The sequence below is a fragment of the Noviherbaspirillum sp. UKPF54 genome (assembly GCF_007874125.1).
Taxonomy (GTDB): Bacteria; Pseudomonadota; Gammaproteobacteria; order Burkholderiales; family Burkholderiaceae_D; genus Noviherbaspirillum.
In genome coordinates this window covers 614,469-635,064 of sequence record NZ_CP040128.1, presented here as the reverse complement: position 1 = coordinate 635,064, position 20,596 = coordinate 614,469, and the positions used below count along the sequence as shown (strand labels likewise).

Below are 20,596 nucleotides of genomic sequence, written 5' to 3'. Positions count from 1 at the left end.
GGAAATCTTCCGGCCTTTTTTTATCGCGTCAGCTACCGCAATTTACATGTTGTCGATCATTACCTGGCCAAAACCCGAGCAAGATACCTGAGTTGCACCTTCCATCAGGCGCGCGAAGTCGTAGGTCACCTTCTTCGACGTGATTGCTTTTTCCGTTGAGGTGATGATCAGGTCGGCGGCTTCAACCCAGCCCATATGACGCAGCATCATTTCGGCGGACAAGATCAGCGAGCCCGGATTCACGTAATCCTTGCCGGCATACTTCGGTGCGGTGCCGTGAGTTGCCTCGAACATCGCCACGGAGTCGGACAGGTTGGCGCCCGGAGCGATGCCGATGCCGCCGACTTGTGCTGCCAGCGCGTCGGAGATGTAGTCGCCGTTCAGGTTCAGCGTGGCGATCACGCTGTACTCGTTCGGACGCAGCAGGATTTGCTGCAGGAATGCGTCAGCAATCGAATCCTTGACCGTGATTTCGCGGCCAGTCTTCGGATTCTTGAACTTGCACCACGGGCCGCCATCGATCAGCTGCGCGCCGAATTCCTTCTGGGCCAGCGCATATGCCCAGTCACGGAAGCCGCCTTCGGTGTACTTCATGATGTTGCCCTTGTGGACAATCGTCACGGACGGCTTGTCGTTGTCGATCGCATACTGGATCGCCTTGCGCACCAGGCGCTCGGTGCCTTCGCGCGACACCGGCTTGATACCGATGCCGGAGGAACCCGGGAAGCGGATCTTCTTGACGCCCATTTCCTTGATCAGGAAATCGATCACCTTCTTGGCGCCGTCGGAGCCTTCCGCCCATTCGATACCGGCATAGATGTCTTCGGAGTTTTCACGGAAGATCACCATGTCGGTCTTTTCCGGCTCACGCACCGGCGAAGGCACGCCCTTGAAGTAACGCACCGGGCGCAGGCAGACGTACAGGTCAAGTTCCTGGCGCAGGGCCACGTTCAGCGAGCGGATGCCGCCGCCGACCGGGGTCGTCAACGGGCCCTTGATCGATACTACGTAATCCTTCAATATCTTCAGCGTCTCTTCCGGCAGCCATACGTCCGGACCATACACCTTGGTCGACTTCTCACCGGCATAGATTTCCATCCAGCTGATCTTGCGCTTGCCGCCATAAGCCTTAGCAACCGCGGCATCCACCACCTTGATCATGACCGGGCTGATGTCCACACCGGTGCCATCGCCTTCAATGTAAGGAATGATCGGATTGTCTGGAACGGTCAGGGAGAAATCGGCATTGACGGTGATCTTTTGTCCGTCGGCAGGCACTTTGATATGTTGATACATCATATGCTCCGGGGGTTAAGGAGGAAAAGGATGGCGTATGAACTTTAAATTTTTGTTTTAAAGTTTCACTCTGGTCTTATATAAGACATAAGACCAACATTTCGTATTATGCACTACTATTTTACTAGATGCCATAATTTTTACCGCGAGCAACATCAATAACAATCAAGCAATGGTCGCTTTTTGGCACACGCAACCTTGCTCGTATGGCTATGGCGTTTGGATCAGTACAAGGTTAGTTCAAAATCCCAAGCGCGCAACGCGTAAAATAGAGCACCTTGCAAGCGCTGCAATATCTCGATTGTCATGAATCGCGCTGACGAGAACCTTACCGATTCACGTCCGACTTCCATCCATAAAAAACCCCGCATGCCGCTGATCCTGTTCAACAAGCCCTTTCAGGTCATGTGTCAATTCTCGGCGCATTCAAGCCGGGCGACACTAGCCGATTACCTGACGATTCCAAATATCTATCCGGCTGGACGACTGGACGCTGACAGCGAAGGCTTGCTACTGCTGACCGACGACGGAAAACTTCAGCATGAAATCAGCCATCCGAAACGCAAGCAACCTAAAACCTATATTGCACAAGTAGAAGGTTTGCCCGATGAACGGGCACTTGAACGGCTGAGCGGTCCGCTCGACCTTAGCGATTTCGTGACGCAGCCTTGCGAGGCAAAACAAATCCTGACACCGGAATGGCTATGGGAACGCACCCCACCGATCCGTGAACGGGCCCAGGTGCCAACAAGCTGGCTAGCAATTACTTTATCCGAGGGGAAAAATCGGCAGGTGCGACGGATGACTGCCGCAGTGGGGCTGCCGACCTTGAGGCTGGTACGTATTGCAATCGGTCCATTTTCGTTGGAAACACACCCGTTATTACCAGGCGAATGGTGCGAAGTATCGCCCTCCCGGCTCCGTTGAACCCATTTCTTCACAAATCACGTCTTACTGAAACAGCCGGATATCGACAAACCATTGTCAACCGTACTTGTTGTATTCCGTTAATAACATTGATTCATCTGAATCAACGTTATCAACATTCTTACCTGAAGGACAACAAATGAAAAAACTGATCGCCGCCCTGATTGCTGGTCTGTTCGCCACCGCTGCCTTCGCCGCCGACCAGGCTGCCGCTCCGGCCGCTTCCGCCGACGCAGCCGCTTCTGCTCCGGCACCGAAAGCCAAGAAGGTCAAGAAAGCCAAAAAAGCAAAGAAAGCCGCTGCTGCTCCGGCCGCCGCATCCGCTGAAGCCTCCAAGTAATCCCTGGTGCATCAGCCTCAATAGAAAAGGCAGGCTTGTCCTGCCTTTTTTGTTGAGATGCGCCGCCGATCACGCTTAAGATTAGGCCATGAACAAGCTCACACCCTTCCGCGTTACGTTAGCGACTGTATTCGCCACGCTCATCAGCGGCACCGCCCTCGCTCAGCAAGCAGTCAAATTTCCGGTGATACCCCTCAATGCCGGCATTCATGTCATCAAGGCCGAAGTAGCGGCAACGGAAGCTCAGCGCCAGCAGGGGTTAATGCTTCGTGAAAAGATGGGGCAGAACGAAGGCATGGTGTTCCTGTTCGGCGCACCCGCCGGTGTCTGCATGTGGATGAAAAACACATTGATTCCGCTGTCAGTCGCCTTTATCGACGAGACAGGAAAGGTCATCAACATTGAAGACATGGAGCCACAGACGCTGGAATCGCATTGCGCGAAAAAGCCGGCAACCTACGCGCTGGAAATGAACCGCGGCTGGTTCAAGCAACGCAACATTAAGCCGGGCAGCATCATCGATGGCTTGCCGCGCTAAGAACCTTATTCAATGAAGTAAGAAGACGCGTTCCGCCCGCTTCATCGGGCTGGAGCGAAAAACAATCTCCACGGAAACGACAGAACCCGCATGACAGACATCATGCGGGTTGGATTCATTCCGATCATACCCCTGACTCGCGCCAGGGGAGACAGGCTTGCTTAGGCCAGCGCCTTCAGGGCAGCAGCCAAGCGGCTCTTGTGGCGAGCAGCCTTGTTCTTGTGGATGATCTTCTTGTCAGCGATACGGTCGATGGTCGACACGGAAGCCTGGAAAACTTGCGAAGCAGCAGCTTTGTCGCCAGCCTCAATCGCCTTGCGAACGGCCTTGATCGCGGTGCGCAGCGTGGAACGCTGGCTGGAGTTGTGCGCGTTTTGCTTGACTGCTTGACGAGCACGCTTGCGTGCTTGTGCGGTATTTGCCATGTAAGTTTCCTAAAACGAAATCGAACTGTATGCGCCGAACCTCAGAATCAGCCACACAGAAATCAGTAAAGCTGCGGATTATAACGCCTTTTTAGAAAATGGGCAACGCTCTCCATGGAATCGGATACGAAACAACTGGAAGCAATTGCGCGCCGGGCACCGTCATATCCGCAGCTATAATGGCGCCCCATGAATCTGCACAAAACGCTTGCCACGATCTTCGGCATGACCATGGTATCCCGGGTCACGGGCCTTGTCCGCGAACTCCTGGTGGCGCGCGCGTTCGGCGCCTCCGCCTACACCGACGCCTTTTTCGTTGCCTTCCGTATCCCCAACCTGCTGCGCCGGCTGTTTGCAGAAGGCGCGTTTTCGCAAGCCTTCGTGCCGATCCTGGCCGAGTACAAGAACAAAAAAGGAAGCGAAGCCACCAAGGAACTGGTCGATCACGTCGCCACCTTGCTGACCTGGATACTGGTACTGACCTGCCTGCTGGGAATTATCGCCTCGCCGGTCATCGTCTACTTCATGGCAACCGGCCTCAAATCCGATCCGGACGCCTTCAATGTGTCGGTCGTCATGACCCGCCTCATGTTTCCATACATCGGCTTCATGTCCTTCGTGGCGCTGGCCGGCGGTGTGTTGAATACTTGGCGTGAATTCCGGGTACCTGCCTTCACCCCGGTCCTGCTAAACCTGTCCTTTATCGCCGCCTCGCTGTTTCTCGCGCCGCATTTGCAGCAACCGGTCTATGCACTGGCGATTGCGGTCATCATCGGCGGCATCCTGCAGGTGGCCGTACAGATACCGCCGATGCGCAAGATCGGCATGCTGCCGAAAATTGCCGGCAATCCCCTGATTGCCACACGCGATGCCGGCGTACGCCGCGTCCTGCGCCAGATGGTCCCGGCAACATTCGCCGTATCGGTTGCGCAGATCAGCCTGATCATCAATACCAACATCGCGTCGCGCCTTGCCAACGGCAGTGTGTCGTGGCTGTCCTACGCGGACCGCCTGATGGAACTCCCGACCGCGCTGCTTGGCGTTGCCTTGGGCACCATCCTGTTGCCCAGTCTTTCCAAGGCGCATGCCGATAACAATACCGAGGAATACTCGGCCCTGCTGGACTGGGGCCTACGCCTGACTTTCCTGCTTGCGATGCCGGCGGCGGTGGGACTTGCCACATTGTCGGAACCGCTAACAACGACACTGTTTCACTACGGGAAATTCGATGCGCAATCGGTTGCCATGACCGGGCGCGCCTTGGTGGCCTATGGTGTCGGCCTGATCGGCCTGATTCTGGTGAAGATCTTGGCGCCCGGTTTTTATGCACGGCAGGATATCCGCACACCGGTAAAGATCGCCATCGGCGTGCTGGTGGTAACACAATTGATGAACCTGCTGTTCGTGCCGTGGATTGCCCATGCCGGGCTCGCCCTGTCGATCGGTCTTGGCGCCTGCGTCAATGCGGCGTTTCTCTACTGGGGGCTGCGCCGACGCGGCATTTACGTGGCCCGGCCCGGCTGGCGCATTTTCCTGCTCAGGCTGGCCGGCGCGCTGTTCTTATTGGCGGGCATGGCGCTATGGTCGGCCGGGCACTTCGACTGGATGGCGCTGCGCGCTCACCCGTTGCAGCGCGTCGGCGCTCTCGGCATCGTGATCGTCGCTTGCGGGGCAACTTATTTTGGAGCACTGCTGGCAATGGGATTTCGCTTCCGGGATTTCAAGCGCGTGTCTGCCTGACATCGCGGCCATCCTTTTCCACTCTGCCCTTTATTTGGCAGCGTGATGGTTTATGATGGTCATGTATGGTGATCAAATCCCTCGATTACTTCGCGTCGCTGGTACAGGAGGACGATTCGATCCCCCTGTTCGAAGCCGCACTGGCCATTGCGCAGGACGTCGATCCGAATCTGGACCTGGCGGCGACGCAGGCCGAAGTCGACATGCTTGCCGCAAAGCTGCAGCGGCGCTTTCCATCGGATGCTTCGAACATCCAGAAACTGCGGCTGCTCAATCATTTTTTCTACCGCGAACTCGGCTTTGCCGGGAACGTGAACGACTACTACGATCCCGACAACAGCTACCTGCACCGCGTCATTAGCACGCGGCGCGGCATACCGATTTCGCTGGCGGTGCTGTATATGGAGCTGGCACAGCAGATCGGCCTGAACGTCAAGGGCATTTCCTTCCCCGGCCACTTCCTGATGAAACTGTCGGTACAGTCGGGCGAAATCGTGCTCGATCCGTTCAATGGCGCCAGCCTGTCGCGCGAAGAACTGGAAGAGCGGCTGGAGCCTTACTTCGAGCAGCAGAGCTATCCGGGCGCGATCCCGCTGTCGTATTACCTGCATGCCGCCCATCCACGCGAAATCCTGGTACGCATGCTGCGCAACCTGAAAACGCTGTTCGTCGAGCATCTGCGCTGGCAGCGCGTTCTGGGCGTGCAGCAGCGGCTGGTGATCCTGCTGCCGGATGAAATCACTGAACGGCGCGACCGCGGACTGGCCTACGCCAACCTGGAATGCCCGCAGGCCGCGCTGCTGGACTTGGAAGCTTATCTGGCCGAACGTCCGTATGCGCCGGACGCGGAATCCTTGCGCGGAAAGCTGCCGGAACTGCGCGAAGCGTGCAAGCGAATGAACTAGGACCAGCCGTTGCGCGTCAACCCTTTGCTTTCGCCTCGATCGCTTCCCACTTTTCAAGACTTTCCATCAGCAACTCGTCGATCTCTGCGAAGCGTTCGTTGAGCCGCTGCACCTCTTCCGGCCGTTGCCGGTACAGCTCCGGATCGGCCAGCTGTTCAGAGATCGTCTTCTGCTCCGCTTCGAGATCGGCAATGAGTTGCGGCAGCGTTTCCAGCTCGCGCTGTTCCTTGTAGCTGAGTTTCTTCGGTTTCGCCGCCTGCGGCTGCTCCTTGGGAGCGGGCTTGCTCTCCGTTTTGGCAGATGCCTTCGCCGGCACGGCACTCGTTGCGCGCACACGCTCCCAATCGGAATATCCGCCGACATACTCGCGCCACAATCCCTCGCCCTCCGCGACGATCACCTGCGTGACTACGTTGTCGAGGAAGGCGCGGTCATGGCTGACCAAAAACACGGTACCGCTGTAATCTTCCAGCAGTTCTTCCAGTAGCTCCAGCGTATCGATATCGAGGTCGTTGGTCGGCTCGTCGAGCACCAGCACGTTGGCCGGCTTGGCAAACAGCCGCGCCAGCAGCAAGCGATTGCGTTCGCCGCCCGACAGGGATTTCACCGGCGAACGGGCGCGCTCCGGCGCGAACAGGAAATCGGACAGATAGGTCATCACATGCTTGCGCTGGCCGTTGATTTCGACCCAGTCGCTGCCCGGCGAAATGGTATCGGCCAAACTCGCCTCTTCATTCAGCTGCGCGCGCATCTGGTCGAAATACGCGATCTGCAGACGTGCGCCCGGCTTGATCGTACCCGTATCCGGCGCTTCCTCGCCGAGAATCAGTTTCAGCAGCGTGGTCTTGCCCGCGCCGTTGGGGCCGATCAGGCCGACCTTGTCGCCGCGCAGGATGATTGTGCTGAAATCGCGCACGATGACCTTGTCGCCGTAACGCTTGCCGACATGCTCCAGCTCCGCAACGATCTTGCCGGAGCGCTCGCCCGCCGACACGTCGAGCCGGACCTGCCCCTGCTGCTCGCGCCGGGCACCGCGCTGGCGGCGCAGTTCTTCCAGGCGGCGCACGCGGCCTTCGTTGCGCGTGCGGCGCGCTTCCACACCCTTGCGGATCCAGACTTCTTCCTGCGCAAGGAACTTGTCGAACTTAGCGTTTTCGACGGCCTCGATTTCGAGCTGCTCGGCCTTGCGCGTCTGGTAGGCGCTGAAATTGCCGGGGAAGGAAAGCAAGCGTCCGCGGTCGAGCTCGATGATGCGGGTGGCGACATTGTCAAGGAAGGAGCGGTCGTGGGTGATGAACAGGATACTGCCCTTAAAGTCGCGCAGCAGCGCTTCCAGCCACATGATGGAAGTGAAGTCGAGGTGGTTGGTCGGCTCGTCGAGCAACAGCACGTCCGGAGCCCCGACCAGTGCACGCGCCAGAGCAACACGCTTTTGCGTGCCGCCGGACAGTGTTCCCATCAGCGCGCTCTTGTCGAGGCTCAGGCGCGCCAGCGTTGTTTCCACCCGATTGCTAAGGCTCCACGCGTCGGCTGCGTCGAGCCTGGACTGAATCGCGTGCATGCGGTCCATGAGAGCAGCATCATCGCCACCGCCCAGTTGCCCGGCTAGCCCGTTGTATTCTTCAAGCAGCTGCGGCAGCTCGCCCATGCCGGACGCGACGGCGTCGAATACGCTCATATCGCTGGCGAACTGCGGTTCCTGCTCCACATACGCGATCTTGAGCCCCTGCTGCATCACCAGCAAGCCGTCGTCCAGCTTGGAGTAGCCTGCAATAATTTTCAGCAGCGAGGATTTGCCGGTGCCGTTGCGGCCGATGAGACCGACGCGCTCGCCCGGCTCCAGGGAAAATTCCGCGTGATCAAGCAAGGCGACGTGGCCGAATGCAAGTTGCGCGTTGGTGAGGAAAATAACCGCCATGATGAGCTATGCCTGACGGATTGGCGCAAGGAGCGTCAACCCGAATAAACGAATAAAGCACGCATTGTACCGATAAGCCATGGCGAAACGCATTTCCCGCGAGAGTCTCGGCTATAATCTCGGGCGTGTCGCAAAATGCTGCGCCATTCTCTTAGCGTCTCGCCGTAGTTCAAGGGGAAATTTCCCGCGCCAGCTCTAGCTCTCCGTCACGCTCGTATCACTCGCGTATCACTTTTCCGAATTGCTTAGACACCAGACGCACTTAAATGCATGGAGTCTACTCAGAGAGCGCGAACAACAAAATCGATAGTGATTCAATGCGGACGAATGATTTTTCCGTAGTCGTCTGGCACTAACTGTTGAGGCAAGCTTACTTCTGACGAAGCTTGCTTAACCTGCTCTGCAGCTGCTCTCTTCGCAGCATTAATGACTAGCTCTGATCGCAGTTTCTGAAGACTTATCACTCCTTGGAAAAGTCCAAACATCTTCACGAGCACAAAGCTGATTGCGAATGCGACCAATGCGCTGAGGCCCGGCGCGATATCGATGGTGCCAATGTCAAGCCTCCCTAGCTTAGGAATTTCGATTTCAGTTGGCTTCTTGTCCAGGGCAGAAATGATCACGACCAAGACGACTGCAGCAACGGTGCTTGCCAATAGCCCGATCCAGTACAGCTGCTGCTTGCCGAGCTGGGCAGAAAGCCGTTCTGCCTCAATTGGCGTTAATCGATCTGACTGCAAAAAATTTGCTGTAACCGGAATGATTTGAACAAGGGCCGCTGCCAACAAGCCGAGAAAGACCAATAGCCCTTGGTTCATCTGGATCCAGACAGACAATGGCATCCATATGAACGAGGCTATGGCAATTATCGTTGGCAGAATAATGCCGACCCATTTCATTTCATTTCACCGATTCACTCTACAATTTTTCCGTTAGCTATAAAAACAGTATACGCCTCAAACATTGCGCGTAAAACATCGGCCGGATCCATTAATGATCCCACGATCGCCGTGTCCCCGTCTTGTCTTTTAAGCAAATTAATCGCAGCAGGATGGTGAAGTCTAATCGTTCCGTCCGCCGCTTTTGATGCCCCTTTCGACTTAACCTGCAGCTGACTATCAGGAAGATTTCTTAGTCCAGTTTCCAACTGCCTCAAAGCAACGCGACTAACTTGGCGCTTCCGAGTCTTATATCCAATATGGACTTCAACGCGGAGATCGGCATCCGGCGGAACCGCCTGCATAAACTGATTGACAGTCGCATCACCACCTAGAAGAGTCCTCAAAATTTCGCGAGCTTGCGCCCAACCTGTTTGACGAGCAGCTTCCACCTCGCCGGTCGTTGTCACATTCCTTTCAACTTCCTGCGTGACTGGTGGCAGATTTTCTATCTGTGGCTCTGTTGGCTGAGTCGCGACGCCCCCGATAACGATTTCCTGAATATCGTCCAAATCGCCACCGACCAATTGTTGATCAAACTTTGCAGCAAGCACGATGCCAAGCGTGTCTGGAAGTAGCTGAGTCTTTTCACGAAGCAACCACGCAAGATACTGCTCGAAGTGCTCAGTCCTTAACGAAATACTCTGCAGGATGAAGACATGGTCTCCTTTTACCATCCAGAACATCTGTGAGTGGACGTATTCGCTCTGCGCTGGCGCAGGCATCTGCTGTACCGGCGCGTAAGGCTGTGCAGGCTGCCCAACTTGGAACAATGCTTGCAAGTGCCCTTTCGTGAAATGAATCACATCACCAAAAACAAGGCTTGTTCCATTTGCAGCGGCCGTGAAATAAGTGTTGACGAAGTAGTTGTCATCTCCAACGGTGTGCACACGAGAAACATATCGATCCCTTAAACGTGCTCCATCAGCAACAGAATTCATTGCAGCAGCAATCATCCCCTCAAGCGTTGTCGCTGGGTGGCCTGCTTCTCGCTGGTATTTTCGGTAGTGAATTGTGACTGGCTTTTTCTCTGCGGCCATCGAACATATCCCCTTGTCATTATTGACATAAGGAAATAGTGTAACACTACCAACAATCAGTCACTGATTTTCTAGGCAGAATACCAAGTGCCATCACCTTGGCAATAATTGTGACGCCGTCGAAGAAAGGACGAGACCATTCGATAAGGCCTAGGGGTAGAACGGCACAATGGAGCGGAAAGCTCGGCTCTGTTACAATCTCACCTCTTCTAATCTGAACTCATTCTGTATCACTTGCCGTATCACCTTGTATCACTGAGGTGAAAAATCGGATGAAATGAAATGAGTTCGGATGAGTCTCGCAGAGGGAATAATGGGTCTTGGAAACACGTTCCACCCATTAGCTCGCCGTAGTTCAATGGATAGAACGAGTGCCTCCTAAGCGCTAGATACAGGTTCGATTCCTGTCGGCGGGACCAAGTAGCGATCCAACACAGTCCAATATCTCAAAAACCCGCGCATCTCCCAGTGAGTACGCGGTTTTTTGCTTAAAGACGTCCACGGGGCAATATTTATATCCAAGAAATTGGGAGGGGTACATCCGGGGATAGTTGTTCCCGTCTGCGACGTTCCAAAATACCCTCTCGATATCCGTTACGCCTGAAATCGATTTCGGCGGTTCTGCCAAACTTACGCCGCGTCAGTTTTTTTCTGCGACTGCAGGTTGTAAATGATGCTGACCACGATGACCAGCAAGATAAGGACTTGCGCCACAATCGTCTGCATCGACGGGTAAATTCCCAAGACATCGATACGCGGCGCCCTGATCGGTGTAATGTCAAGGAAGCCGACCTTTTGCAGGGCGGCGACACCCTTGCCCATGAGGACGACGGCCAGCACGCCAACCAGTGCCGAACTGAATGCGAAGAACTGGCTGATCGGCAACCGCGTGGAGGAACGCAACAGGACGAACGCCACGACGCCGAGGATGGCAATACCTGTTCCCAAGCCGGCGAGCATGTAAGTCCCGTTGCCCTCCGCCCAAAGCGCGGCATAGAAGAGAACGGTTTCAAAGACTTCGCGGTAGACCGTGACAAACGACAGCAGGAACAACATCATTGCCGATTTCCTAGTCAGGGCCGACGACAGCTTTTGTTTCACATAGGCTTGCCAGCGCCCGGCCAGGCTCTTCTGGTGCATCCAGATACCCACGCCCAACAGCACGACAGCGGCGAAAATAGCGGAAAAGCCTTCCGTCATTTCCCGGCTGGCGCCGCTCACGTCCACCAGATAGGTCGCAACAGCCCAGGTCAGCCCGCCGGCAGCCAACGCGGCAAGCCACCCTGCATGGACGTACGGCAGAACATCGGTGCGTTCGGCCTTCTTCAGGAAAGCGATCATCGCCACCACCACCAGGAGCGCCTCCAGGCCCTCGCGCAAGAGGATCGTCAAGGCCCCCACGAAAGCCGACAGCGGATTGCTGGTTTCCTCCAGCGCCGATTGGGCTTCGGCCAGCAGCGCTTGCAGGTGTTCTTCCATGTCGTGCGCCTGCTTGGCTCGACCGCCGGCGAGGGCGCTGCGGTACGCGCTCATCGACTTCTCGATCTCCTCGAACAGCGACTGGTTCTTGGCCGCCAGCGCCGGCTCCACCGGCTCGAAGCCATCCAGATAGGCTGACAGCGCCAGCTGGGAGGCTGCCGACAGGTCGCCCCGGTCCAGGGCCGCCACGCTTTCCTTCAATTTACGCTTGGCAATCGGCAGCGTGTCCGCGCTCGACGCGTTGAGCGCTTCCGGGGTGCTGCGCAGGTAGGCGAGCAATGACCGGGCAGTCTGCGCTCCAAGCGCCTTGGACAGGTCCGCTTCCGATGTCTGGCTCAGCTTGGAAAGCGTCGGCAGCGCGGCGTGCAGGTCCGGGCGCGAAGCCCAAAGCGCCCCGCCTTCCTGGCGTTCGCTGCCGGAATACGACAGCGTCGACGCGAAATAGGCAATGGCCCAGCGCTCGTCGTCCGACAAGGACGCGAAACCAGGCATGGACGTGCCTTGCACACCGCGCGTGATGATTTGTTGCAGCGCGAACACGCTACGCTCCTTAGCACGTTCATGGTCGGCAAGCGCAATCGGCGGCGGATTCAACTTCGCGGCCAACGGACCGTCAGCCTGTCCGGAAACGCCGTGGCAAGACGCGCACTGGCTTTGATAGAGCTTCGCGCCTTGCCGCAAGTCTGGCAGCCTGGCGGGCGCGAGCGGGACCGGGTAAGCGGCGAGCAGTCCGTCGGCCAGCGCGCGGGCTTGGTCGCCGACAGCGTTCGCCGATGCTTTTTCGGCAATCGTGCTGCGTAAAGCGGCCGCTCCTTTGAGGAGAACGGGCGTGGCCGCCGTGGCTGGCAACTCTCCCAGCTGACGCTCCGCGGCATGCGCAAATTCCTGCATTTCCGCGTACTCGTCCTGGTTGACCACCGCGCCGTCCCTGACCGCCTTGTTGTAGTCAACGGCGAGATAATCGAGCAGTTGCCAGATCTGCTTGGCCTTGTTTTGCGTGGCGAGGTCGTCCGCATGAACTGCCGGCGCCAACGACAGCAGCCAGCACAGTACGATCGGAAAAATGCGTAGCGCTTGCATAAGAGTATTCGCCCAGATGGGCTGGTTACCCACCAAATGAGAATAATTATATTTTAGATTTAAATACCCGTCACGTTGCTCGGCCGATGCGGTTCGTTTCTTTATTGTGCGAGCTATCGCGTCTTGGCGTTCGCCACTTGATAAAGGCCGATCATTCGTGCGAACTCCATCGGTTATGGATTGTCGTAGTAGCATCACCTTGATCATTTGCCACTACCTATGCACACACACAACCAGGAACCGCTTCGTCCTTCCGTTACGCCCGATATCCCGCCGACCGACGAAGAAACGCCATTAAATGAAGATTCCGGCGCAAGCCCGGCACAATCCGAAGTGGTCAGGCGCATCAACCTGTTGGGTAAGCTCATCATCCCTCCTTCCGCACCATGATTTACTCACATAAGCTGTGGCCAATTCTGTGGATAAGCCGGAACAACATTACTTATATTCATGATTTCAAAGGAAATTTTTCCTTTGATTAAAATCATGGCAGTTCATGAATGCGAAACTCGCCTCATGTCATTCCATCTAAGGAAGGCCTCGGATGCGTGTATCGGGCCAAGCATCACATGGAGATGCTTGCCGCGCGTTCGTTTTTCCCAGGAGGAGTTGCGATGAAATCATCCAGAAAACTGGTTTCAGCAATGCTGATCGTGATGGGCGGCATGCTGGTCTTGCCGCCTGCAGCGCAGGCCGCGCGCAGCACCGAAGAAAGAGCTGAAGCGCAACAGTCCAGGGAGGACATGAGTCCGCAAGGACAATACAAGATTGCGAAGAAAGAAGCTGATGCCGCTTACCGCGAAGCGCTAACAAACTGCAAGAAAATGGGCAAGGCTGATCGTGTCGCCTGCATGAAAGATGCAAAGGCAAACTATCAGTCCGACCTCGCCCAAGCAAAAAAAGAGATGAGTAGCGGCAGATAAGTTTTATACGGGCCCAACTGTGCGAAAAATGCACTGAACAGCTCTTGCCTGCTTTCCCGCAGGTGATGCACTGAGCGAGGCACCGCATTCATCGTCAAACTGCTATATTGCGATATCCTAATTTGCTCGGAAGAAATTTTTTACAAGCATTCATTTGAAGGAAATCGCATGAAGCTCGCGCGCTATGGCCGTCCCGGCAAAGAAAAACCTGGCTTGATCGACGCCGACGGTAAGTTGCGCGATCTGTCGGCAATCATCCCCGACCTCGGACCGGACCAGTTGTCCGCCAAGTCCCTGGCTAGGCTGGCGCGCCTCGATGCGCGCAAGCTGCCTCTCGTGCGTGGCAAGCCGCGTTGGGGCGTGCCGGTTTCCCGCGTCAGCAAATTCGTCGCAATCGGCTTGAACTACTCCGATCATGCGGCCGAGGCTGGCATGGCGATTCCGAAGGAACCGATCGTTTTCCTCAAGGCGCCCAGTTCGCTGTCCGGTGCCGATGATCCGATCATGCTGCCAAAGGGGTCGAAGAAGACTGACTGGGAAGTCGAACTCGGCATTGTCATCGGCACCCGGGCGCGCGTGGTCAGCGAGAAGGAAGCACTGCAATACGTTGCCGGCTATTGTGTCGTCAACGATGTCTCCGAGCGCGAATTCCAGCTGGAGCGCGGGTCGCAGTGGGACAAGGGAAAAGGTTGCGACACCTTCGGCCCGGTCGGGCCATGGCTGGTGACCAAGGATGAAATTCCTAATCCGCAAAGGCTCGATCTCTGGCTCGACCTGAATGGCAAGCGCATGCAGTCAGGCAACACGAAGACGATGATTTTCCCGGTTGCCAAGATTGTCAGCTATGTCAGCCGCTTCATGACGCTCATGCCCGGCGACATCATCACGACCGGTACGCCGCCCGGCGTCGGCATGGGCATGAAACCGCCGCTCTTCCTCAAGCGCGGCGACGAACTGGTGCTGGGCATTACCGGCTTGGGCGAGCAGCACCAGAAAGTGATTCCGTATCAGGCCGATTGATGTACAGGGGGCTTGCGCGGCGGGCTCTCGGCCGCACCTACTCTGCATCTGGCTGTCTGGCCGGCATCGCGTCGGCAAAGGCACTCAGCGCCAAGCAAGCTTCGTTAATGCGCATAATGGTCGGCATGCCCGACAAGTCGCACTGCATGCGTTGCGCGTTGGCGATCTGCGGAATCAGGAAGCAGTCCCCTAACGTCGGCGCATCGCCATAACAGAATTTCCCCGTCCTCTTGTCCCGCGCCAGCATGGTTTCCACCGATGCCAGCCCATGCTCGCACCAATGGCGGTACCAGGCATTTTTGTCATCCTCGCCCACCTTCAATTCCCGCACTAGGTAGCGCAGCACGCGCAGATTGTTCAACGGGTGGATTTCGCAGGCAATCGTGAGCGCGATGCCGCGCAGGTAAGCGCGGTCGACCGGATCTTGGGGCAGGAGCGGCGGAGCCGGGTGCGTTTCATCCAGATACTCGATGATCGCCAGCGATTGCGTGAGCACCGCCGTCGGTTCTTGCGTATCGTCGATCAGGGCCGGGACCACGCCATCCGGATTGAGCTTCAGGTAATCCGGGGCCAACTGCTGGCCGCCATCCTTGAGCAGGTGTACCGGCACCGTTTCAAACGGCAGCCCTTTCAGGTTCAACGCAATGCGCACCCGGTACGACGCCGAGCTGCGAAAATAACTGTAGAGTTTCATGCGTCTGCTCCGAAAGGCGCCTAGACGATTTTTATGCGCAGCGCACCCAGGCCATCGATGCGTCCCTCGAGCAGATCGCCGCGCTCGACCGCCGCCACGCCTTCCGGCGTGCCGCTGAAAATCAGGTCGCCGGGCTGCAGTGCATAGTACTTCGACAGATGCTCGATCGTCTCGGCAACATTCCAGATCAGCTTGCCAATGTCGCTGCTCTGCCGCTTCTCACCGTTTACGTCGAGATGAATGGTTCCGTGTGTAATGTTTCCGATTTCGGCGACACGGTGAATCGGCGCGATCGGTGCGGCATTGTCAAATCCCTTGCCGGTGCACCAGGGGCGTCCCAGCTTCTTGGCTTCGCCCTGCAAATCGCGGCGCGTCATATCGAGGCCGACGGCATAGCCCCACACGTATTGCAACGCATCGGCGGCGGCAATATTCTTCCCACCCTTGCCGATCGCGACCACCAGCTCGATCTCGTGGTGCAAATCGCTGGTCATGTCCGGGTAGGGCATTTCACCGATCGCATCATGCGGAACGGGCAACACAGCATCGGCCGGCTTCATGAAAAAGAATGGCGCTTCGCGTCCGGTGCCCCCCATTTCCTTGGCGTGTTCGGCGTAATTGCGTCCGACACAGTAAATGCGATGCACGGGGAACAATTCATTGCTGCCGGCAACAGGAACGGCGGGGATGCGTGGCGTAAAAGCATAGTGCATGAAAGCCTCCTCCAGAATGGAGTTTCATTATGCCATCGCTCGCGCTGCACGGTAGGCTGCTGCGCCGCACGCAATTATGGCCATGCCGGCACTTTTCATTTGCGGGATGATCCCAATATTCTCAGCTACCGCTGCATTTCATTCTGGAGAATGCCATGTTCCTTCGCCTGCGTCGCCTGTTCCGCACGGCCGGCCGCGATATCGTCGTCTTGTGGTATGCGTTCCGTCATCCGCACACGCCCGGCACCGTCAAATTGTTGTCCGTTGCTCTGGCGCTATACGTATTCAGCCCGGTGGACCTGGTGCCGGATGCCTTGCCGGTCCTGGGATGGCTCGACGATGCGACCCTGCTTGCCATTGGTATCCCCGCAATCCTGAAACTCATGCCGCAGGCGCCGTTGCACGAATCATACGGCGCGGCCGACCGCTTCCTGTCGCGCTGGGCCTTCTGGCGCAAGCGCGCCTGACGGCGGCGCAAAACAAAACCGCCTTGCCGGTCACCCTGGCAAGGCGGTTTGTCTGTGTCAGGGCAAGGTCTCAGCCTTCGCCCAGATAGGCTTCCTTCACCTTCGGATCGTCGAGCATGTCTTTCGCATTGCCGCTCATCGTGATCAGGCCGGAGTCCATCACGTAGCCGCGGTGCGCGGCCTGCAGCGCGAGCTTGGCGTTCTGCTCAACCAGCAGGATGGTGACGCCCTGCGCCGACACGGTGCGCACCACTTCGAAGATCTTCTCGACCATGATCGGCGACAGGCCCATCGACGGCTCGTCCAGCAGCAGCAGCTTCGGATGGCTCATCAATGCGCGCGCCATTGCCAGCATCTGCTGTTCACCGCCCGACAAGGTGCCGGCCAGTTGCGCCGAGCGCTCCTTCAGGCGCGGAAACACGCCGAACCACTTGTCGATGTCGGCCTGGACGCCACCCTTGTCATTGCGGGTATAAGCGCCCATCAGCAGGTTTTCCAGGATGGTCATGCGGGTGAATACGCCGCGGCCTTCCGGCACCATCGCCAGGTTCTTCTTCACCAGCTCGAACGAATTGGTGCCCATGATGGGAGCGCCGGTATAGTGAATCTGCCCTTCCACCTTGCAGCCGGGCAGCGTGCCGGTGATCGCCTTCAGCGTCGTGGTCTTGCCGGCACCGTTGGCGCCGATCAGCGTCACCAGTTCGCCCTGGTTGACTTCGAGATCGATGCCCTTGACCGCCTGGATGCCGCCGTAGGCGATCTTCAGGCCGCTGATCTTCAGAATATTTTCACTCATTAATGAGACCCTCCCAAGTATGCCTCGATCACCGCCGGGTTCTTCTGTACCTCGGCCGGCACGCCTTCCGCAATCGGTTTTCCGTAGTCCAGCACGGTCAGGCGATCGCACAGTCCCATCATCAGTTTCACGTCGTGTTCGATCAGCAGAATCGTCTTGCCTTCGGCCTTGATCTTCACCAGCAGCTCGCGCAGGGCCAGCTTTTCGGTCGCGTTCATGCCGGCGGCCGGTTCATCCAGCGCCAGCAGTTGCGGATCGGTCGCCAGCGCGCGCGCGATTTCCAGGCGGCGCTGGTCGCCGTAGGACAGATGGCGCGAAGTGCGGTGCGCGAACTGAGCGATGCCGACGAAGTCGAGCAGTTCCATCGCGCGCTTCTTGATCGCTGCTTCCTCTTCGCGCGCCGCCTTATGGTGCAGGACCGCGCCCAGCACGCCCTGGTGGGTGCGCACATGGCGCCCGACCATCACGTTCTCCAGCGCCGACATCTCGCCGAACAGACGGATGTTCTGGAAGGTGCGGGCGATGCCTGCCTTGGCCACTTCATGCGGCGCGGACGGCGAATACGGCTTGCCGGCCAGTTCGAAGTTGCCAGTATCCGGCTGGTACAGGCCGGTGATGACGTTGAAGAAAGTCGTCTTGCCGGCGCCGTTCGGACCGATCAGGCCATAGATCTGGCCACGCATGATCTTGATGTTGACTTCAGACAGTGCCTGCAGGCCGCCGAAGCGCTTGTTGACACCCGAGATATTGAGAATGACTTGTTCGCTCATGGAGTTTCCTTATGCTGCAAGCGCGGCAGCTTCTTTTTCGTCGTGGCGCTTGGGCGCGTTCGCATCCATGCGGTCCTCATGCTTGGGCGACGGCCACAGGCCTGCCGGGCGATACAGCATGATCACGACCATGGCCAAGCCGTACAGCAGCTGGCGCAGCACTTCCGCTTCGATCAGCACGGTACCGAACAACTGACGCTGCAGCGGTTCCACCACGTGGCGCAGCACTTCCGGCAAGGCCGCCAGGATCGCACCGCCGAGCACCACGCCCGGAATATGGCCGATACCGCCCAGCACCACCATCGCCAGCACCGCGATCGACTCCATCAGAGAGAACGATTCGGGCGACACGAAGCCCTGGAACGACGCAAACATCGCACCGGAAATGCCGCCGAAAGACGCCCCCATGCCAAAGGCGAGCAGCTTGATGTTGCGGGTATTGATGCCCATCGCCTTGGCGGCGATCTCGTCTTCGCGGATCGCCACCCAAGCACGGCCCAGGCGCGAATGCTGCAGGCGGATCGTGATGAAAATGATCGCGCAGCACAGAAGCAGGAACAGGAAATAGTACGCGTTCACCGACGGCATCGCGAACGGCCCGAATTTCACCATGGCGCCGGAGCCCGGCTCACCCGCCAGCGACACGCCGAAAATGCGGATCGGGTCGATCAGGTTGATGCCCTGCGGGCCGTTGGTGATGTTGACCGGCGCGTTCAGGTTGTTCATGAAGATACGAATGATCTCGCCGAAGCCGAGCGTCACGATCGCCAGGTAGTCGCCGCGCAGCTTCAGGGTCGGCGCACCCAGCAACGCGCCGAACAGCGCAGCCAGCGCCGCGCCCAGCGGCACGATTACCCATACCGACAGGTGAATACCGTTCTGCACCACCTCCGGGCCATAGAACGATACCAGCGCTTCACCGATGGCCGGGTAGGTGTTCACGAACGATTCCAGCACGGTGGCGAACTGGGGCGAGGCCAGCAGGCCGGTCATGTAGGCGCCGACCGCATAGAACGCGATATAGCCGAGATCGAGCAGGCCGGCGAAGCCGACCACGATGTTCAGGCCCAGCGCCAGCATGATGTACAGCAGCGCCAGGTCCATGATGCGAACCCAGGAGTTGCCGTAATTGGACGCGACGAACGGAAAAGCGACGAGCAAGACCGCGAGGATCGCAAGGCTGGTATAGGCCTTGCGCGGATTGTGTTTGGTGTCGAATAGCGTAGCCATGAAGTTCTCCTATCCTTGTACGCTCAGGCGCGGTCTGCCACGCGCTCGCCCATGATGCCGGACGGACGCAATGTGAGCACGATGATCAGCACGACGAATGCAAAGATGTCCTGATACTGGCTGCCGAGGAAGTTGCCGGTCAGGTCGCCGATGTAGCCGGCGCCGAGGCTCTCGATCAAGCCGAGCAGGATGCCGCCGACCATCGCGCCGTAGATATTGCCGATACCGCCCAGCACCGCGGCGGAGAAGGCCTTCAAGCCGGGCACAAAGCCCATCGCGAATTGCGCGGAAGAGTAGTTCGCGCCCCACATCACGCCGGCAACGGCCGCCAGCGCGGCGCCGATCGCAAACGTCATCACGATGACGCGATTGGAGTCGACGCCCATCAGGCCAGCCACGCGCGGGTTTTCAGCTGTTGCCCGCATGGCGCGCCCCATCTTGGTTTTTTCCACCAGCAGCACCAGCGCGATCATCGATGCCATCGCCAGCGCCAGCAGCATCACCTGGGTGGGCGAGATCAACGCGCCGAGGAGATTGAACGACTCGGTCGGCATGACTGGCGGGAACGGCACCGGGCTGCGGCCCCAGATCATCATCGCGAAGGTCTGCAGCAGGATCGACACGCCGATGGCGGTGATCAGCGGCGCCAGGCGCGGCGCATTGCGCAGACGTCGGTAGGCAACACGCTCGATGATGATGTTGACCAGCACGCACACCGGAATCGCGCCGAGGATAGCGATGCAAAGCTTGACGATGCCAGGCAGGCCAGGCGCGGCCGTTTGCAGGAACTTCAAGATGGTGACGCCGACCATGGCGCCCACCATCAGCACGTCGCCGTGCGCGAAGTTGATCAGGTTCAGAACACCGTACACCATGGTGTACCCGAGTGCGACCAGTGCATACATACTGCCAAGCACCAATCCATTGATGATTTGTTGGATAAATATATCCATGGTTTACCTGCCTCTATAAGGATCGTTCAACTCGTTTTGCAAATTTGCTGTCGCCCGGCATGTGCGACTGCAGCAAAATCCATTCCGGATAACAAAAACGGCACCCGGGTGAGATCCTCATGGGTGCCGCTCGGTGCGCGCGATTGTTAACTGAAAAGACGTACTGCCGCTAGGCGAGTAGCGCTGGCGTGATTGGTGCACATGGTAATGTCTCCTGATGTCGTCTTCGGTAAAAAACTTTTTTAGTTGAGTGTTGCCTTTTGGGCGCTCACTGAAACCGGGCGGAATTATACCCAACCTGTTTAGTAAAGAAACATAATTGGGATATAGATTTGGTCCGTGATTCGATTTGGTGCACGATTGTGCTAATGCTGCAACATAAGGCCTGTAAGGTCTTGTCGCTC

The 20,596-nt window shown here is 57.6% G+C and carries 20 protein-coding genes and 1 tRNA gene; 9 read left to right on the top strand and 12 right to left on the bottom strand.

The features are described 5' to 3' along the window. Nucleotides 1-42: 42 nt before the first annotated feature. Nucleotides 43-1,296, bottom strand: a complete 1,254-nt coding sequence (icd, locus tag FAY22_RS02960) for an NADP-dependent isocitrate dehydrogenase (protein ID WP_146328845.1) — start codon at nt 1,294-1,296, stop codon at nt 43-45. A gap of 369 nt (nt 1,297-1,665) precedes the next feature. Here icd and FAY22_RS02955 point away from each other — a divergent pair, with 369 nt between their 5' ends. The 3 genes from FAY22_RS02955 (at nt 1,666) to FAY22_RS02945 (ending at nt 3,101) form a co-directional block, all read left to right on the top strand. After that, a complete protein-coding gene (locus FAY22_RS02955; RefSeq protein ID WP_146333174.1) occupies nt 1,666-2,223 on the top strand; it encodes a pseudouridine synthase in 558 nt (185 codons plus the stop codon). Between the two features lie 139 nt (nt 2,224-2,362). Continuing rightward, the gene (locus FAY22_RS02950) at nt 2,363-2,563 is read left to right on the top strand and encodes a hypothetical protein (protein WP_040040148.1); all 201 of its coding nucleotides are present in this window, start codon (nt 2,363-2,365) and stop codon (nt 2,561-2,563) included. Between the two features lie 88 nt (nt 2,564-2,651). Then, entirely contained in the window at nt 2,652-3,101 is a 450-nt protein-coding gene (locus FAY22_RS02945) for a DUF192 domain-containing protein (protein WP_146328844.1), read from the top strand. Nucleotides 3,102-3,262: 161 nt separating this feature from the next. Here FAY22_RS02945 and rpsT read toward each other — a convergent pair whose 3' ends face one another. Next, nucleotides 3,263-3,526: a 30S ribosomal protein S20 gene (gene rpsT / locus FAY22_RS02940; RefSeq protein ID WP_146328843.1), complete on the bottom strand. Its 264-nt coding sequence runs from the start codon at nt 3,524-3,526 to the stop codon at nt 3,263-3,265. A gap of 189 nt (nt 3,527-3,715) precedes the next feature. On the opposite strand from rpsT, the gene murJ reads away from it, so the two are divergent. Both murJ and FAY22_RS02930 read left to right on the top strand, forming a co-directional pair. Then, the gene (gene murJ / locus FAY22_RS02935; protein ID WP_146328842.1) at nt 3,716-5,266 is read left to right on the top strand and encodes a murein biosynthesis integral membrane protein MurJ; all 1,551 of its coding nucleotides are present in this window, start codon (nt 3,716-3,718) and stop codon (nt 5,264-5,266) included. 65 nt (nt 5,267-5,331) lie between these two features. Next, nucleotides 5,332-6,171, top strand: a complete 840-nt coding sequence (locus tag FAY22_RS02930) for a SirB1 family protein (RefSeq protein WP_146328841.1) — start codon at nt 5,332-5,334, stop codon at nt 6,169-6,171. A gap of 16 nt (nt 6,172-6,187) precedes the next feature. Here FAY22_RS02930 and FAY22_RS02925 read toward each other — a convergent pair whose 3' ends face one another. From FAY22_RS02925 to FAY22_RS02915, 3 genes are all read right to left on the bottom strand, one after another. Then, nucleotides 6,188-8,089, bottom strand: a complete 1,902-nt coding sequence (locus FAY22_RS02925) for an ATP-binding cassette domain-containing protein (protein ID WP_146328840.1) — start codon at nt 8,087-8,089, stop codon at nt 6,188-6,190. A gap of 314 nt (nt 8,090-8,403) precedes the next feature. Continuing rightward, complete coding sequence (locus FAY22_RS02920) at nt 8,404-8,988, bottom strand: hypothetical protein (RefSeq protein WP_146328839.1); 585 nt, start codon at nt 8,986-8,988, stop codon at nt 8,404-8,406. A 14-nt stretch (nt 8,989-9,002) separates the two neighbouring features. After that, the gene (locus FAY22_RS02915) at nt 9,003-10,067 is read right to left on the bottom strand and encodes a hypothetical protein (protein ID WP_146328838.1); all 1,065 of its coding nucleotides are present in this window, start codon (nt 10,065-10,067) and stop codon (nt 9,003-9,005) included. Between the two features lie 344 nt (nt 10,068-10,411). Here FAY22_RS02915 and FAY22_RS02910 point away from each other — a divergent pair. Next, a tRNA-Arg gene (locus tag FAY22_RS02910) sits at nt 10,412-10,486 on the top strand. Nucleotides 10,487-10,697: 211 nt separating this feature from the next. Here the strand turns inward: FAY22_RS02910 and FAY22_RS02905 are convergent. Continuing rightward, nucleotides 10,698-12,626, bottom strand: a complete 1,929-nt coding sequence (locus FAY22_RS02905) for an FTR1 family protein (RefSeq protein WP_146328837.1) — start codon at nt 12,624-12,626, stop codon at nt 10,698-10,700. A 614-nt stretch (nt 12,627-13,240) separates the two neighbouring features. Here FAY22_RS02905 and FAY22_RS02900 point away from each other — a divergent pair. Continuing rightward, the gene (locus tag FAY22_RS02900) at nt 13,241-13,549 is read left to right on the top strand and encodes a hypothetical protein (protein WP_146328836.1); all 309 of its coding nucleotides are present in this window, start codon (nt 13,241-13,243) and stop codon (nt 13,547-13,549) included. Between the two features lie 168 nt (nt 13,550-13,717). Continuing rightward, complete coding sequence (locus FAY22_RS02895) at nt 13,718-14,569, top strand: fumarylacetoacetate hydrolase family protein (protein WP_146328835.1); 852 nt, start codon at nt 13,718-13,720, stop codon at nt 14,567-14,569. A 37-nt stretch (nt 14,570-14,606) separates the two neighbouring features. On the opposite strand, the gene maiA is transcribed toward FAY22_RS02895, so the two are convergent. Beyond that, the gene (gene maiA, locus FAY22_RS02890) at nt 14,607-15,263 is read right to left on the bottom strand and encodes a maleylacetoacetate isomerase (protein ID WP_146328834.1); all 657 of its coding nucleotides are present in this window, start codon (nt 15,261-15,263) and stop codon (nt 14,607-14,609) included. Between the two features lie 20 nt (nt 15,264-15,283). Continuing rightward, complete coding sequence (locus tag FAY22_RS02885) at nt 15,284-15,976, bottom strand: fumarylacetoacetate hydrolase family protein (RefSeq protein WP_146328833.1); 693 nt, start codon at nt 15,974-15,976, stop codon at nt 15,284-15,286. A gap of 155 nt (nt 15,977-16,131) precedes the next feature. Here FAY22_RS02885 and FAY22_RS02880 point away from each other — a divergent pair, with 155 nt between their 5' ends. Further along, nucleotides 16,132-16,443 (top strand): YkvA family protein, encoded by a 312-nt coding sequence (locus FAY22_RS02880; protein ID WP_146328832.1) that lies wholly within the window; start codon nt 16,132-16,134, stop codon nt 16,441-16,443. Between the two features lie 70 nt (nt 16,444-16,513). Here the strand turns inward: FAY22_RS02880 and FAY22_RS02875 are convergent, their stop codons facing one another. The 4 genes from FAY22_RS02875 to FAY22_RS02860 are packed head-to-tail and all read right to left on the bottom strand — an operon-like array spanning nt 16,514 to nt 20,192. Beyond that, nucleotides 16,514-17,239, bottom strand: coding sequence for an ABC transporter ATP-binding protein (locus FAY22_RS02875; protein WP_146328831.1), 726 nt, complete (start codon nt 17,237-17,239; stop codon nt 16,514-16,516). Continuing rightward, nucleotides 17,239-18,009, bottom strand: coding sequence for an ABC transporter ATP-binding protein (locus FAY22_RS02870; protein ID WP_146328830.1), 771 nt, complete (start codon nt 18,007-18,009; stop codon nt 17,239-17,241). Before FAY22_RS02870 ends, FAY22_RS02875 begins: the two co-directional genes overlap by 1 nt. 9 nt (nt 18,010-18,018) lie before the next feature. Next, nucleotides 18,019-19,239 carry an ABC transporter ATP-binding protein gene (locus FAY22_RS02865; RefSeq protein WP_146328829.1) on the bottom strand — a complete coding sequence of 407 codons (1,221 nt, stop codon included), beginning with the start codon at nt 19,237-19,239 and terminating at the stop codon, nt 18,019-18,021. A gap of 23 nt (nt 19,240-19,262) precedes the next feature. Beyond that, a complete protein-coding gene (locus FAY22_RS02860; RefSeq protein WP_146328828.1) occupies nt 19,263-20,192 on the bottom strand; it encodes a branched-chain amino acid ABC transporter permease in 930 nt (309 codons plus the stop codon). Between the last annotated feature and the right edge of the window lie 404 nt (nt 20,193-20,596).

Excerpts from the sequence above, each read along its gene's own strand:
- icd (WP_146328845.1), bottom strand. The coding sequence starts at position 1,296 with ATGTATCAACATATCAAAGTGCCTGCCGACGGACAAAAGATCACCGTC.
- FAY22_RS02955 (WP_146333174.1), top strand. The coding sequence starts at position 1,666 with ATGCCGCTGATCCTGTTCAACAAGCCCTTTCAGGTCATGTGTCAATTC.
- FAY22_RS02950 (WP_040040148.1), top strand. The coding sequence starts at position 2,363 with ATGAAAAAACTGATCGCCGCCCTGATTGCTGGTCTGTTCGCCACCGCT.
- FAY22_RS02945 (WP_146328844.1), top strand. The coding sequence starts at position 2,652 with ATGAACAAGCTCACACCCTTCCGCGTTACGTTAGCGACTGTATTCGCC.
- rpsT (WP_146328843.1), bottom strand. The coding sequence starts at position 3,526 with ATGGCAAATACCGCACAAGCACGCAAGCGTGCTCGTCAAGCAGTCAAG.
- murJ (WP_146328842.1), top strand. The coding sequence starts at position 3,716 with ATGAATCTGCACAAAACGCTTGCCACGATCTTCGGCATGACCATGGTA.
- FAY22_RS02930 (WP_146328841.1), top strand. The coding sequence starts at position 5,332 with ATGGTGATCAAATCCCTCGATTACTTCGCGTCGCTGGTACAGGAGGAC.
- FAY22_RS02925 (WP_146328840.1), bottom strand. The coding sequence starts at position 8,089 with ATGGCGGTTATTTTCCTCACCAACGCGCAACTTGCATTCGGCCACGTC.
- FAY22_RS02920 (WP_146328839.1), bottom strand. The coding sequence starts at position 8,988 with ATGAAATGGGTCGGCATTATTCTGCCAACGATAATTGCCATAGCCTCG.
- FAY22_RS02915 (WP_146328838.1), bottom strand. The coding sequence starts at position 10,067 with ATGGCCGCAGAGAAAAAGCCAGTCACAATTCACTACCGAAAATACCAG.
- FAY22_RS02905 (WP_146328837.1), bottom strand. The coding sequence starts at position 12,626 with ATGCAAGCGCTACGCATTTTTCCGATCGTACTGTGCTGGCTGCTGTCG.
- FAY22_RS02900 (WP_146328836.1), top strand. The coding sequence starts at position 13,241 with ATGAAATCATCCAGAAAACTGGTTTCAGCAATGCTGATCGTGATGGGC.
- FAY22_RS02895 (WP_146328835.1), top strand. The coding sequence starts at position 13,718 with ATGAAGCTCGCGCGCTATGGCCGTCCCGGCAAAGAAAAACCTGGCTTG.
- maiA (WP_146328834.1), bottom strand. The coding sequence starts at position 15,263 with ATGAAACTCTACAGTTATTTTCGCAGCTCGGCGTCGTACCGGGTGCGC.
- FAY22_RS02885 (WP_146328833.1), bottom strand. The coding sequence starts at position 15,976 with ATGCACTATGCTTTTACGCCACGCATCCCCGCCGTTCCTGTTGCCGGC.
- FAY22_RS02880 (WP_146328832.1), top strand. The coding sequence starts at position 16,132 with ATGTTCCTTCGCCTGCGTCGCCTGTTCCGCACGGCCGGCCGCGATATC.
- FAY22_RS02875 (WP_146328831.1), bottom strand. The coding sequence starts at position 17,239 with ATGAGTGAAAATATTCTGAAGATCAGCGGCCTGAAGATCGCCTACGGC.
- FAY22_RS02870 (WP_146328830.1), bottom strand. The coding sequence starts at position 18,009 with ATGAGCGAACAAGTCATTCTCAATATCTCGGGTGTCAACAAGCGCTTC.
- FAY22_RS02865 (WP_146328829.1), bottom strand. The coding sequence starts at position 19,239 with ATGGCTACGCTATTCGACACCAAACACAATCCGCGCAAGGCCTATACC.
- FAY22_RS02860 (WP_146328828.1), bottom strand. The coding sequence starts at position 20,192 with ATGGATATATTTATCCAACAAATCATCAATGGATTGGTGCTTGGCAGT.